General features: G+C 72.1%; 12 protein-coding genes. All 12 read right to left on the reverse strand.

Annotation, left to right across the window (positions count from 1 at the left end; translation table 11 throughout):
* Nucleotides 1-17: 17 nt before the first annotated feature.
* Entirely contained in the window at nt 18-794 is a 777-nt protein-coding gene (locus ACIQ7M_RS04165) for a GNAT family N-acetyltransferase (protein ID WP_403639442.1), read from the reverse strand.
* Between the two features lie 190 nt (nt 795-984).
* Nucleotides 985-2313, reverse strand: coding sequence for an MFS transporter (locus ACIQ7M_RS04170; protein WP_403639444.1), 1329 nt, complete (start codon nt 2311-2313; stop codon nt 985-987).
* A 299-nt stretch (nt 2314-2612) separates the two neighbouring features.
* Nucleotides 2613-3563: a catechol 2,3-dioxygenase gene (locus ACIQ7M_RS04175; RefSeq protein WP_403639446.1), complete on the reverse strand. Its 951-nt coding sequence runs from the start codon at nt 3561-3563 to the stop codon at nt 2613-2615.
* A 9-nt stretch (nt 3564-3572) separates the two neighbouring features.
* A complete protein-coding gene (locus ACIQ7M_RS04180; protein ID WP_403639448.1) occupies nt 3573-4634 on the reverse strand; it encodes a 4-oxalomesaconate tautomerase in 1062 nt (353 codons plus the stop codon).
* 124 nt (nt 4635-4758) lie between these two features.
* Nucleotides 4759-5469 (reverse strand): 4-carboxy-4-hydroxy-2-oxoadipate aldolase/oxaloacetate decarboxylase, encoded by a 711-nt coding sequence (locus ACIQ7M_RS04185; RefSeq protein WP_403639450.1) that lies wholly within the window; start codon nt 5467-5469, stop codon nt 4759-4761.
* Nucleotides 5466-6254: a PIG-L deacetylase family protein gene (locus tag ACIQ7M_RS04190; RefSeq protein ID WP_403639451.1), complete on the reverse strand. Its 789-nt coding sequence runs from the start codon at nt 6252-6254 to the stop codon at nt 5466-5468. The genes ACIQ7M_RS04185 and ACIQ7M_RS04190 overlap by 4 nt, the downstream gene beginning before the upstream one ends.
* Nucleotides 6255-6329: 75 nt before the next feature.
* Entirely contained in the window at nt 6330-6980 is a 651-nt protein-coding gene (locus ACIQ7M_RS04195; RefSeq protein ID WP_355771049.1) for a GntR family transcriptional regulator, read from the reverse strand.
* Between the two features lie 250 nt (nt 6981-7230).
* Entirely contained in the window at nt 7231-8304 is a 1074-nt protein-coding gene (locus tag ACIQ7M_RS04200) for an Ldh family oxidoreductase (RefSeq protein WP_403639454.1), read from the reverse strand.
* A gap of 20 nt (nt 8305-8324) precedes the next feature.
* Nucleotides 8325-10058, reverse strand: a complete 1734-nt coding sequence (locus tag ACIQ7M_RS04205) for a thiamine pyrophosphate-dependent enzyme (protein WP_403639456.1) — start codon at nt 10056-10058, stop codon at nt 8325-8327.
* A gap of 13 nt (nt 10059-10071) precedes the next feature.
* Nucleotides 10072-10932 carry an amidohydrolase family protein gene (locus ACIQ7M_RS04210; RefSeq protein ID WP_389836566.1) on the reverse strand — a complete coding sequence of 287 codons (861 nt, stop codon included), beginning with the start codon at nt 10930-10932 and terminating at the stop codon, nt 10072-10074.
* A 131-nt stretch (nt 10933-11063) separates the two neighbouring features.
* Nucleotides 11064-12275, reverse strand: a complete 1212-nt coding sequence (lhgO, locus tag ACIQ7M_RS04215; protein WP_403639459.1) for an L-2-hydroxyglutarate oxidase — start codon at nt 12273-12275, stop codon at nt 11064-11066.
* 32 nt (nt 12276-12307) lie between these two features.
* Complete coding sequence (locus tag ACIQ7M_RS04220) at nt 12308-13756, reverse strand: aldehyde dehydrogenase family protein (protein WP_403639461.1); 1449 nt, start codon at nt 13754-13756, stop codon at nt 12308-12310.
* Nucleotides 13757-13925: the final 169 nt, after the last annotated feature.

A 13925-nucleotide genomic window follows, 5' to 3' on the forward strand; every position in this document is an offset into this window, starting at 1 on the left:
CCGGTACGGGGCCGGCGTCAGCCCTCGTACACGTACGGGGTGGTCGTGGTGAGCGGCTGGAAGCCCAGGCGGGTGAGGATCGGACGGCTCTGGCTGGAGGCGTCGACCTGGACGTAGCGGTAGCCGCGCTCGGCGGCGACACGGGCGCGGTGGGAGACGAGGGCGCGGTAGATGCCCCGGCCCCGCCAGGCCTCGACGGTGCCGCCGCCCCACAGTCCGGCGAACCGGGCCCCCGGCGGGAGTTCCATGCGGGCCGCGCTGACCGGGACGTCGCCGACGAGTGCCACGACGGCGACGACCGTGTTCGCGTCGCCGGTGAGCTGGGCGAGCAGTTGGTGGCGCAGCTGGGTGCTGTCGCCGCCGAAGGCCTGCTCGTGGACGTCGGCGACGAGGCCCACACCCGCACGGTCGGTGACCGGCAAGAGCCGTACGCCCTCCGGTGGTCGCACGTCGAGGGCCAGATCGCTCAGCTCGGCGATCATCAGCGTCTCCTCGGGCTGGGCGGTGAAGCCCGCTGCCCGCAGCCGCCGCCCCAGGTCCAGCGGCCGGTCGTGCCCGTACACCTTCCACTCGAAGCCGCCCCCGAGGCCCGAGAAGAAGCGCACCTGTTCGGCGATGGCCGTGTCGGCGCTCGCCGCGTCGAGATCGGACCAGACCACCCCGTTCCAGCCCTTGTCCGCGCCGAACTGGCGCACCACCTTGCCGACGCGCTCGACCCGGGCGCCCGGCGCGTCGGGCCGCGCGCCTTCCCGCATGTCCCGGTCGAACAGCGCCAGTACCGCCGCGTGATCCATGGGGTCACTCCAGCATCCCGGGACGAACGGGGCAACGGGAATACGTGTCCACGGGTGACCGGAGGGGCATCGTTCGGTCTTCTCCTCCGGCGGCCCCGGGGCCGATCCGCTCCCGCCGGCCCGGAGGCGAGGGCGTCCGGGCGGGCCCTTCCTCAGGCCCCGCCCGGACGCCGGTTCCGTGCCGCTCCGGTCAGCCGGCGGCGGTCAATTCCTGCTGGGGGACGGAGCTCGGGGGCGTCGCCCGGACCCGGCTCAGACCGGTGAGGCTGACGAACACCAGGGAGAAGACACCCGCGAGGGCGAAAGCGGTGAAGCCGGCGGTCGTCGAGCCGGTGGCGAGGAGCTGGCCGCCCAGCCAGGGGCCGACGACGGCGCCGAAGCGTCCCATGCCCGAGGTCCAGCCGACGGCCGTGGCGCGGTTGTCGTCCTCGGAGCGGTGGGCCACCGTCGCGTAGATCATCGCCTGGGCGCTGAAGAGGAACAGGCCGGTCAGGAAGACGACGGTGTACGTGAGGGGCAGCGGCATCTTGACGCTGAGGGAGTAGATGCCGATGGCGGTGGCGCCGAACCAGATCGCTGAGATGACCGAGCCGCCGAACCTGTCGGTGAGGCGGCCGCCGATCAGCATGCCGACGATGCCGCCGAGGTTGATGACGATGACGAAGCCGATGGAGGAGCCGAGGTTGTAGCCGTTGGCCTTCATCAGCGAGGGCAGCCACTGCGAGACGCCGTAGACGAGGAGGAGACCGCCGAAGGAGGCGATCCAGAAGAGCAGGGTCTGGATCCACCGGCCGCCGCGGAAGAGGGCGGTGACGGCGCCGAAGCGGTCGGCGACGGCCTGGCGCTCCTCGGCGCGGGCGGCCAGGTCGACGCCGTAGCGGTCGGCGAGCGCGCGGGCCTCCTCGGTGCGGCCCTTCGCCTGGAGGAAGGCCATCGACTCGGGCAGGTACGCGGCCGCCAGCGGAACCCCGATGAACAGCGGTATCACGCAGATCCAGAAGGAGACCCGCCAGTCGCCCGTCCCGAGCGCGACGAATCCGGCGACGATGCCGCCGGCCTGGTGAGCGGTCATCAGCGAGCCCACGATCAGCGCGCGGCGGCCGCGGGGGGCGTACTCGGTGACCATGGTGATCGCGCTCGGCAGCAGGCCGCCGAGGCCGAGGCCGGCCAGGAAGCGGCCGAGGCTGAAGACTCCCAGGCTCCCGGCGGAGGCGCAGACCGCGGAGGCCAGCGAGAACACGGCGGTCGAGGCGATGATCGTCTTCTTGCGGCCGACCCAGTCGCTGACGGTGCCGGAGCACAGGGCGCCGATCAGCATGCCGAAGGTGGCGTAGGAGCCGACGTCGCCGGCCTTTCCGGGGTCGATGCCGAGCGCCTTCGTCTCCAGCATGTGCGGCAGCACGGAGCCGTAGATGAACATGTCGAGGCCGTCGAAGAGGACGACCAGCCAGCAGAGGCCGACGACCAGCGCGGCCAGTCTGCTGCCGCCGCGAGCGGGCAGGGCGAGGGAGGAGGACATCGTTGTTTCCTCTCGTCCAGGAGGTGGGGGCCCTGGAAGGGGGTCGAGGGTGCGGGCCGACGCGGCTCGTGCGGCTGACCCGATGGTGCGACAGACGCTAAAGAGTGAACTCCTGGAGTGTCAACGCTTTTGTCAACAATCCACGAAACAATCAGGCCACCCTTCACGACCGTCGCACGAGCAGCTGAGAAGCAGGTGAAAGCGCGCACGGGCGGCACCCGCTCGGTGCCGCCCGCACGCACGTACTGGCCGGATCTGGTCGCTCAGCCGTTCATCCGGAGGGATACCGCGGTGGGCCGTCAGCCGATGGGCGGTGTGCCGTGGGTGTGGAAGGACTCGATGGTCTTCAGACCCCAGGCCTGGCCCTTCCTCCGCTCCTCCTCGGTCCAGGTGATCAGCGGCCAGTCGGGCGCGAGGACGAGGCGGGTGAGCGGGTTGCACAACTCGACGCGGTTGCCGCCGGGTTCGTAGACGTAGAGGAAGAACGTCTGCTGGATGGCGTGCTTGTGCGGGCCGGTCTCGATGAACACACCGGTGTCGATGGCGAGATCGGCGGCGCGCAGGATGTCCTCGCGGGTGTCCGTGGCGAACGCGATGTGGTGCAGGCGTCCGCTCGAACCCGTCCAGTCCTCCGTGTAGACGACGTCGTACGACTTGTTGCTGAAGGTCAGCCACTGGGCGGCGATCCGGCCGCTGTCGAGCCGGATCTGCTCGGTCGGACGGGCCCCGAGCGCGTCACGGACGAAGTCCCCGTTCGCGGCGACGTCGGAGGCGAGGTAGTTCACGTGGTCCAGGCGTCGTACGCCCACGCCGTGGCCGGGTTTGGCCTGCGGCTGGTTCTTCAGTCCTGGCCTCAGGTGCTCCGGCGCCTGATACCACTCGCTCTCCCAGTACAGGGCGAGTTCGTGGCCGTCGGGATCGGTGGTGACGTAGAGCGGGCCGATACCGGGCTCGTCGTGCACCCAGCGGCCCGCGCGGCCGGCACTCTCGATCTCCTTGACCCGGCGCTGGAGGGCCTCCTCGCTGGAGGCGCGCAGGGCGGTGCGGCGGATGCCCGAGGTCGTGTGGGCGGTGAGGGTCAGGCTGTGGTGTTCGTAGTCGTCCCAGGTCCGCAGATGGACGGAGTCTCCGGAGCGGCCGTTCTCGGTCAGGCCGAGGTACTCGGTGAAGAAGCGGACGCTGGCGTCCAGGTCGGGGGTGAGCAGTTCGACGTGCCCGAGGTGGGCGATGTCGCCGAGCGGCGGGGCCATGGGGGCTCCTCAGGGTTGATGTGCGGCTCCGGCCGGCCGGGCGAAGACCGTGCCGTCGAAGATCTTGCGGGCGGTGCGGACGACGGCGGTGCGCCGGGCCACGGGCGGGGCGCCGCCGGGGCCGTGGTCGACACCGGCCTCGATGTCGAGGAATCCGGCGGGATGTTCGATACGCAGCCGGTCGCCCCGGTCGGGCAGGTGCGCCACGGCGCGTCCGACGCCGCCCTCCACGCGCAGCCCGGCGGCGACGCTCGCCGCGCCGAGGACGCCGATGGAGGTGTGGCAGCGCACCGGGATGAAGGTGCGGGTCGTGACGGCTCCGCCCGCGCGGGGCGGGGCGAGCAGGGTCAGCTTGGGCACGGTGGCGCTCTCGACGTCACCGAGCCCCATCAGCTTGCCCGCCTCCAGCCGGATCCCGCGGAGCCGGCCGGCCAGGGCTTGGTTCCCCTCCAGGTCCTCCGGGGTCTCGTACCCGGTGACACCCAGCGAGGACGCGGCGATCAGGACGGTCGGCATGCCGTTGTCGACGCACGTCACGGGGACGTCCGCGACGAGGTCCCGGGCATGGCCGGTGGGCAGCAACGGGGCGCTCCCCCGCGGGAATTCGATCACCACGGGCGCCGCGGTCCCGGGCACCCCGGAGATCTCGGCGTCGCCCTCGTAGACCACGCGGCCGTCCTCGGTGGGGAAGGTCGCGAGCGCGAGGTCACCCGAGTTGACCATGCGGATGCGGACCGACGTACGGCCCTCCCCCGGCTCGACCAGTCCGCGTTCGACGGCGAACGGGCCGATCCCGGCGAGGATGTTGCCGCAGTTCTGACGGTCCGACACCTTCGCCTCGTCCACGGCGACCTGGAGGAAGAGGTAGTCGACGTCCGCGGCCGGATCGGCGGAGACCGAGACCACGGCCACCTTGCTGGTCAACGGGTGGGCGCCGCCCAGTCCGTCGATCTGGCGGGGGTCGGGGCTGCCCATCACGCGCAGAAGCAGCTCGTCACGTCGGGCGGGGCTCGCGGGCAGGTCCCCGGCGAGGAAGTAGGCACCCTTGGACGTGCCGCCACGCAGAAGCATGCAGCGCACCTCCTCGGGGCCGTTCACAGCACGGCTCCGTCCGGGAGGCGGCACCCGCTCGTGGCCCGGCAGCAGGGCCCGCTCGTGGCCCTGCCGTCGGATCCGGCCCGGCGGCGGGGCGCGCTCACGGCGCGGCTCCGTCCCGCACGTAGTCGTCGTACGACGTATAGGTCACGCCCAGGCGTACGAGTGTCTCGCGCAATCCGTAGCGGTCCAGGCCGAGTTCGCCGTCGAGGAAGGCGGCGCGGGCCAGCGCCTCCTTGCGCTCGCGGGCCGCGGAGGCCTCGGCGATCTCGCGGGCGGCCTCGCGCGGCACGCACACCACGCCGTCGTCGTCGGCGAGGATCACGTCGCCGGGCCGGACGATCTGGCCGCCGATGGCCACGGGCACGTTCACGGAGCCGCCGGTCGCCTTCACGGTGCCCTGCGGGCTGACGGCGGCGGACCAGGCGGCGAAGCCCATCTCGCGCAGTTCGGCGGTGTCCCGGATGCCGGCGTTGATGACCAGACCGCGTACGCCGCGCCGGTGGAGGGCGGTGGCGAACAGTTCGCCGAACATGCCGTCGGTGGAGGGGGAAGTGGTGGTGACAACCAGGATGTCGCCCTCGCCGCACTGCTCGACGGCGGCGTGGATCATGAGGTTGTCGCCGGGCCACGACAGCACGGTGACCGCGGCGCCGGCGACGCGGACGCCCTGCTGAACGGGGCGCAGCCCGGTGCCGAGGAGTCCGGTGCGGCCCATCGCCTCGTGCACGGTGGCGGTGCCGAATCCCGCGATCGCCTCGACGTCCTTCGCGTCCGCCCTGGGCGGGCCGGTGACGATCACGCCGCTCATGCCAGCTCCTTCGCGATCTGCGGGTAGGGACGCATGAACGCCTCGGCCATGGTCCTGTGGGCCAGGCCCAGGTTGGGGCCGGCGTTGCGCTTGAGCTGGACGCCGCGGCGTACGGCGAGGTCGGTGTAGTAGTCCCACAGGTGCTGCTGGGCGCCGAGGCACTCCATCGCCTTGCGCTTGGTCTCCCACACCTCGGTGATGTCGAGGAGGACTTCGGGCCGGAAGCCGCTCATCTCGGGCTGGTGGGGCTCGAAGTAGAAGACGGGCGGGGCGCCGATGATCTCCCCCTCGCCGGGGTAGCCGATGGCCTGGGCGAGGACGCGGGCCTCCAGCGCCATGCGGTTGGCGGCGGGATGGTCGCCGTTGTAGGGGTCCTCGGTCGGGTGGGTGAGCACGACGTCGGGCTGGGTCTCGCGGTACACCGTCACCAACCGGTCGGTGAGCTCGGCCGTGATGGTCAGCGGGTAGTCGCCGGCGTCGAAGAAGCGGACCGCGGCGCCGAGCGTGGCGGCGGCCTTCTCCGCCTCCTCACGGCGTATCGCCTTGATCTCGTCGAGCTTCTTGCCCTCGCGCCAGGCCTTCGCGGACTCACCGCGCTCGCCGAAGGTCAGGCACGCGATGGTGACCTTCTCCCCCCGGGACGCGGCGAGGGCGATGGCGCCCCCCGCCCGCCACACGAAGTCCCCGGCGTGCGCGGTGACGACCAGCGTCGATCGTGATGGGCGCCCCCCTGGCTCGGGCGGGGCCGAGGGGTCGGGGGCGGCGGGCGCGTAGCCGTGCGTCATTGCAGCAATCTCCTTGGTGGACAGGTGGGCGCCCGCCTCGGCTGTCCGTCGCCCCGCGCGTCGCCGCGCGGTGCGTCAGTCGCGCAGCGCTTGGATCACACTGCCGAGGTGAGCGCGGACGGCCGCTTCGGCCGCCTGCGGGTCCCGGGCCGCGATCGCCTCGATCATGGCCAGGTGTTCACTCAGGGACTGCTGGGACCGACCCGGGCGCAGCGCCAACTGGAAGCGGTGGCGCACCAGTTGGGCGTTGAGCCGTTCCAGGAGTTCGACGGCCGTCCGCTGGCCGGAGAACTCCCTGATCCGGGCGTGTACTTCGTGGTTGAGCTCGGAGTAGGTGACCGGTTCGCCGTCGCCGACCGCCTTGACCATCGCGGCGCCCAGGTCGGCCAGCTCGGCGAGCTGGTCGTCGGTCGCCAGGACGGCCGCCTTGGCGGCGCAGAGCCCTTCGAGGGCCATACGGCACTCGGTGATGGCAACCGCTTCCTCCACGGTCACCACCCGGACGCGCGATCCGCGGTTGCGGATCCGTTCGACCAGTCCCTCCGATTCCAGCTCGATCAGCGCCGCCCGTGCGCTGGCCCGGGTGACACCGAACTGCTCGGCGAGTTCGTTCTCCACCAGCCGCTGGGCCGGTGCCATCTCTCCGCGCAGAATCGCCTGCCGCAGCTCTACCAACGCGTGCTGCTTGGCCTGCTCGCCGGTGCCTGGACGGGCTTCCTTCTGCATTGCGCCCTCCCTGAGTGAGTGCCTGTCGAACGTAAATCTAGACCAACAAGATTGTCAACAATTTTGTTCGGCATGTTGCCGACCACCTCGTCGCCGGAACCCGCGCGTCCGCCGCCGCCCCGGGAGTCACCAGGTCGCCGGGGCGGTCGGCCGACGGGTGCCGGGTGCCGACAGCACGGCGGCCCGGTGCCGCGGCAGGCACAGTTCGCCTGCCGCGGCACCGGGCCGCTCGGGGGTCCGGGTCCGGGAACTACCCCTCGACCTCCGGCACCGTGACGCCGAACCCGACCGCGCTCTCGGTCAGTTCGCGCCACACCTTGGCCGCCACCGGCACCCCCTCCCCCGCGCGCGCCGCCGCGAGCGAGGCGCTGCGCTCCCCCGGATAGAACACGCCCCGAGCCCCGTCCGCCGGGGTGAGTGCCTTGAGCGTGGCGAGCGTGGCGTCGACGGCGTCGGTGAACGCGCCGGCGTCGCCGAAGGCCGCCGGGTCGATCGCGACGATCAGGGCGTTCTGGCGGTGCTTGCGGCCCGCGGGATCGTCGGAGTGGAAGGCGGCGAAGATGGGCGCGCCGACGAGCACGCTGGTCAGCAGCTCGAAGGCGAGCGACATGCCGGACCCCTTGGCGCCGCCCAGCGGCAGCGGCATGACCGCCTGCTCCGGGTCGGTGGTGGGGGTGCCGTCCGCGGTGGCGGCGGCGCCCTCGGGCAGCGCGGTCCCGTTCGCTCTGGCCTGTCTGATCCGGCCCAGGGCGATGGTGGCGGTGGCCATGTCCAGGAGCAGCGGGGCATGGCTGTTCGCGGGTACGGCGACGGCGAGCGGGCTGGTCGCGACGGCCGCTCCCCTGACCCCGGTGTAGCCCATGTTGGGCATGCCGGCGACGAACGCGATGCCGATCAGGCCCTGTTCGGCGATCTTCGAGACGTAGTAGCCGATGGCCCCGGTGTGCACCGTACGTCGTACGCCGACGGCCGCCACTCCGCTCGCCCTGGCCCGGGTGACGGCCTCCTCGGCCGCCGCGGTGAGGGCCACAGGGCCGGGCGCGCGGTCCGCGTCGAGGACGGCGACGGCCGTGCCGCCCGACTCGACGGTGATCTCGGGACGGGCGTTGGCCACCCCCTTGGCGAGCAGTTCCAGATAGGCGGGGACGCGCGCGGTGCCGTGGGAGTCGATGCCCCGCAGCGCGGCCCAGACGAACACGTCGGCGGTGGTACGGGCGTGTTCGGGGCTGAGGCCGCCCTTCTCCAGGAGCGCGGCGGCGAGGCCGCGGAGCGCGTCGGCGGGGACGAGTACCGTGCCCGGCCGGGGTGTCGAGGTGTCGGTCATGGTGGCGGGTGCCTCCTGGATCAGCGGGTGACGAGGACGTCGACGACGGCGGTGGTGCCCTCGGCGACCGCCTTCAGCGCGCGCTCCAGGGCGGGGGCGAGCGCGTCCGACGTGTCGACGGTCTCGGTGTGCATGCCGAACGGCTCGGCGAACCGCGCGAGCCGGGGCAGCCGGCGCAGATCGGTGCCGAGCCATTCGCCGGTCCCGGCCGCCGCGCCCTCGGGGTAGAACCTGCGGTGATTGAGGTTCATCGACTTGTAGACACGGTTGTTGAAGACCAGGATCAGCAGCGGCAGTCCGTACGCGTTCGAGGCGTCGTACGACGGGATGACCGGGTTGTACGTGAAGGCGCCGTCGCCGATCGTCAGCACCACGGGCCGCTCGCGGGCGGCGAGTTTGACGCCGAGCGCGACCGCCATGCCCTGGCCGAGTCCTCCCTGGACGTAGAAGTACGAGTCGGGGGCGGCCGTTCGCGTATGGCGTTTGACGACGCGGCTGTGCGTGATCGTCTCGTCGACGACGATCGCGTCCCGGCCCTCCAGGAGCCCGCGCAGGGTGGCGGCGACGTGCACGGGGTCGACGCCCTCGGACCGGGCCGCCTTCGCCTCGGCGGCGGCGATGGCGGCCTGTTCGTCCGCGTGCCGCTCCTCCTGCTCCGCCCGGCGCGCGGTGACGACGGCCGTGGTCTCCGGGTCGCGGGGCCGTGTGTGCGCCCGCTTGGCGAGCTGGCGCAGGGTGTTGGCGACGTTCCCTTCCAGATAGCGGTCGGCGAAGAGGACTTGGTAGGCGACGTGCGGGCGTTGCGGGACCTCGTCCACGACCACGATCCGCGCCTTGGACGGGCGGCGCGACGGAGGGTAGAAGGGGGCACGGCAGTTGACGAGGAGGATGAGGTCCGCCTCGTCCATCCAGGGGCCGATGTCGGAGCCCGCGTGCAGCGGGTGCGTGCGCGGGAAGTTGCCGCACACGGCCGAGTCGGGTTCGACGACCGGGATGTCCCAGGCCTCGGCGAAGGCGAGCAGTGCCTCGAAGCCGCCCGCCTCGCGGCCGGCCGTCTCGGTGACGATCACCGGGACGGCCGCTTCGCGGATCAACTCGGCGACGAGGTCCACCTCTTCGGGGGAACTGTGGGTCGAGCCCGGCGGGACGACCGGCTTGGCCTCGCGGCCGTCCCACTCCTCCAGCAGGATCTCCAGCGGGATGTTGAGGTAGGCCGGTCCGGCCGGTGCCCGCCAGGCCAGCTCGGCCGCCCGCGTGACCATGGCGGGCAGGGTGTGCACCCCCGCGGCCTCGTTGGACCACTTGGTGAACGGCTGCGCGATGCCGTGCGGCCCGCCGACGACGGACAGGTTGCGGTACCACTGACCGCCGGGGTCCTGTCCGGGCCCGTCGCCATAGGTCGTCGACTCCGAGGAGGCGACCACCATGGGCACGCCGGCGAGCAGGGCGCCGTGCACCGCCATGGAGCCCTGGAGCAGGCCGGGCGCCGCGTGCAGGAGCACGGCCTGCGGGCGGCGGGCGAGGAGGCCGTAGCCGGTGGCCATGCCGACCGCGACCGTCTCGTGGGTGAGGTCCAGATACCGCGGGGCGGGCTCGCCGTCGCGGTGGCGCCGGGCCAGGGACTCCCAGACCGGGGCCCATTCCGACCCCGACGAGCAGAAGACGTAGTCGGCGCCGACGGCGTTGAAGGCCGATACGAGCGCTTCACCGCCGTCCCCGCCGCCGGCACCCGGTGTGTTCTCGGTGTCCGTCATCTCCGGTGCGCCCTCAGCCTTCGATCGGCCAGTCGAGGACCTCGGAGATGCCGCGGCCCAGGATCCACTCCAGCTCCTCGGGCGTGAACTCCCAGTGCTGGGTGAACTGTTCGATGGTGTCGGTGTAGGTGATGCCGTGGCCGAGCAGCCGGGTGATGTCGGTGCCGTAGAAGCACCGCCGAGGACCCAGCTTGTCGACCATCTCGCGCACGTACTTCTCGATGTTCTTGTTCGGGAAGGGCTGCGTCGAGTAGCCGGGGAGCGCCGAGACCTTGACGTAGATGTTCGGGTGGACGGCCAGGTCGGCCGTCTCCTGGACCCAGTAGCCGATCGCATCGTCCACGCAGCGGGCCATGATGCCCATGTGATCGATGATGATCTTCAGTCCGGGGTGCTTGGCGGCGATCTCACCGAGCTCGCGCTTCCAGATCGGGGCGTGGACCATGGTGGGGATGCCGAGTTCCTCGGCGATCGGCCAGTACCAGTCGTTGGTCCCGTCGATCATCCAGTTGCGGTCCTGCGGGCGGTGGAAGGTGAGCCGGGTCCCCTTGATGTGCGGGTTCCGCGCGAAGTCCTTCAGCATCGCGGTGCCCTCGACGGCGTCGTCCTGGGGGACGCGGGCCATGATGCCGAAGCGGTCCGGGTGGGCCTCGCACGCTTCCAGGGCGTAGTCGATGCGGTTGCCCTCCCAGGACGGGGGCAGGATCAGCGCCCGGTTGACGCCCGCCTCGTCCATCAGCTCGAGGGCCTCCTCGTACGAGAACGGGTCCTCGCGGTGTCCGTTGAGGCGGATGCGCTCCCGTGCGCCCGGGACCCAGGGGCGGTCCGGGGTCTCTTCCTTCCAGATGTGGATCTGGGTGTCGACAACGAACATGTCATCTGCCGTTTCTGTGCGGAGGGGTGCCGGGGTGGTGCGCAGGGAACGCTAGGTCGGCGGGAGGTCTTTGCCGAGCGCTGGGAGCGCAAGCAGTTCTTGCGCGGAAGTGCCCTGCGCACGGGGCATGTTCAGGTTGCGCGCGCATCGCCGAGGACGGTGTCGGCGATGTGTTCCGCGATCGCCATCGAGGAGGTCGCGGCGGGCGAGGGCGCGTTGCGTACGGCGGTGACGGCACCGGTCCGGCGGATGACGAAGTCGTCCACCAGCGAGCCGTCCCTGCCGAGCGCCTGGGCGCGTACGCCGGCTCCGCCGCGCACCACGTCGGTGGCGTGGATGGCGGGGACGTACGCCCTGGCGGCCTTCATATAGGCCCGCACCGACAGCGAGCCGCGGATCTCCTTGACGCCGGTGCGCCAGTGTTCCCCGGCCAGGCGCCACATGCCGGGGAAGCGGGCGATGCGGGCGAGTTCGCGGACGTCGATGTCGGAACGGCGGTAGCCCTCGCGGGCCAGGGCGAGGACGGCGTTGGGGCCGACCTCGACCTCGCCGTTCACACGGCGCGTGAAGTGCACGCCGAGGAAGGGGTAACGCGGGTCGGGCACGGGGTAGATGAGGCCGCGGACCATGTGCGCCCGGCTCGGTGTGACGGTCATGTACTCGCCGCGGAAGGGGACGATGAGCGGCTCGTCACCGTCGTCGGCGAGGCGGGCGACGCTGTCGCTCTGGAGTCCGGCGCAGAGCACCAGGCGGTCGGCCCGCAGGGTCTCGTCCCCGGCGGCGACCTCGACGCCGCCGCCGGTGAGGCGGGTGACGCGGGTGACCGGGAGGCCGAGCCGCACCTCGCCGCCGGAGTCCACGACGTCGCGGGCGAACGACCGGGCGATCGCGGTGTAGTCGGTGATGGCGGTGCGCGGGGAGTGCAGGGCCGCCCGGCCCACGGCGTACGGCTCGATCTCGTGGATCTCGCCCGCGTCGACGCGGCGCAGGCCCGGCACCCCGTTCTCCAGGGACGTGGCGTACAGGGCCTCCAGTCGCGGCACCTCGTCGTCCGTGACGGCGACGACGAGCTTGCCGCACTCCTCGTAGGGCAGGTTCCGGTCCTGGCAGTACGCCCGGATCATCGCCATGCCCTTGGTGCACAGACGGGCCTTGAGACTGCCGGGCTTGTAGTAGATGCCGGCGTGCACCACGCCCGAGTTGTGGCCGGTCTGATGGACGGCGACCTCGTGCTCCTTGTCCAGGACCACGACACGCGTACCGGGCCGGCGCAGCGCGATCTCGCGTGCCGTGGCCAGACCCACGATTCCGGCGCCGACGACGGCGATCGTCTCGTCAGCCATCCGCTCTCCTCCTCTCGTCGCCCACGGCCCCGTCAGGCACCGAAGTGGAGGGCGACGGTCTTGACCCGGGTGTAGAAACGCAGCCCTTCCTCGCCCTGCTCCTTGAACGGCGAGCCGGAGTCGCGGAAGCCCCCGAACGGGTGGTGGACGTCCCAGCCGGAGGTGGTGGTGTTCACCGCGATCTGGCCGCACTCCACCTCGTCCGCGAACCGGTGGGCGGCGCCCAGGTCCCGGGTGAACACGGCGGCGGCGAGGCCGAAGACCGAGTCGTTGACCGCCTCGACCGCCTCGTCGAAGGAGTCCACCGCGCGCAGCGCGACGACCGGGCCGAACACCTCCTCGCGCCAGATGCCGGACTCCGGGGCCACCTCGCCGAGCACGGTCGGGTTGACGTAGCAGCCGTGGCCGAGCGCCTCGTCCGTGGGCCGGTCGCCGCCCGCGAGGACCGTGGCGCCCTGCTCGACGGCGCGTTCGATGTCGGAGAGGACGCTGTCCCGCTGCTTCGCGCTGACCAGCGGGCCCATCGTGGTGCCGGCGGCCCGTCCCGGTCCGACGCGCAGGGCGGCGGTCTCGGCGAGGAGCAGCGCGGTGAACTCCTCGTACACCGGCCGCTCGACGATCACCCGGCTGGTGGCCGTGCAGCGTTGTCCGGCCTGCGCGAAGCCGGCGGCGGCCACGGCTCCCGCGGCGGCGCCCAGGTCGGCGTCGGCGAGGACCACGGTGGCGTTCTTGCCGCCGAGTTCGCCCTGGAAGCGGACGTTCGTGTGGGCGAGCGCGGCCCGCAGTCCCTCGCCGACCTCGTTGCTGCCGGTGAAGGTGACGGCGGTGAGGCGCGGGTCGCCGAGCAGCGCGTCGGAGATCTCCGCGCCGCGTCCGGTGACCACGCCGAGGACACCGGCGGGCAGACCCGCGTCGTGCAGCGCGCGGGCCAGGTGCAGGGCTGCCTGGGGGGTGTCGGTGGCCGGCTTGAGGATCGCCGCGTCGCCCGCCGCGAGGCAGGGGGCGAGCTTGCGGGCCGGGGTGATCAGCGGGTCGTTCCAGGGGGTGATCGCGAGGACGACTCCGAGGGGCTCGCGCTGGTGGTGGGTACGGGTGTCGGGGCGTACGTCGTGCACGAGCGTCCCGTAGCCCTGGCGGGCGACGCCCGCGTAGTACTCCAGGAAGTCGGCTGCCTTGAGGGTCTCGCCGGTCGCCTCGGCGCGGGTCTTGCCCATCTCGGTGCTCAGGTCCTCGGCGATCCGGGCGACGCGCTGGCGCAGCAGCCGGGCCGCCTCGGTCATGATCCGGGCGCGTTCGAAGGGGCTGGTGCGCTTCCAGACCGCGAATCCCTGTTCGGCGTGGTCGTAGGCCTCGGTGACGTCGGCGGCGCTCAGCGCGGGAACGCGGGCCACCGGGGCGCGCAGATCGGCGGGGTCGTGGACGTCGATCCACGCGCCGGTCGTCACCCACTTCCCACCGATGAGGGTTTCCAGGGTTCGCATCAGGATCACTTCTCTCGTCCGCCGCGGTGCGGGGCCGCGGTCAACCGGATGGGACGGCCCGGGGGGCCGCACCGACAACACACGAGCGGGGGCGGGGCCGGCCAGTCCCGCGGCGGCACACATTGCTTGCGCGCCGCACGGGTCGCCCATCAGGGGATTCGTGCTGGAA

Origin of the sequence: Streptomyces sp. NPDC096324 (assembly GCF_044763015.1) — a bacterium.
Lineage (GTDB): Bacteria > Actinomycetota > Actinomycetes > Streptomycetales > Streptomycetaceae > Streptomyces.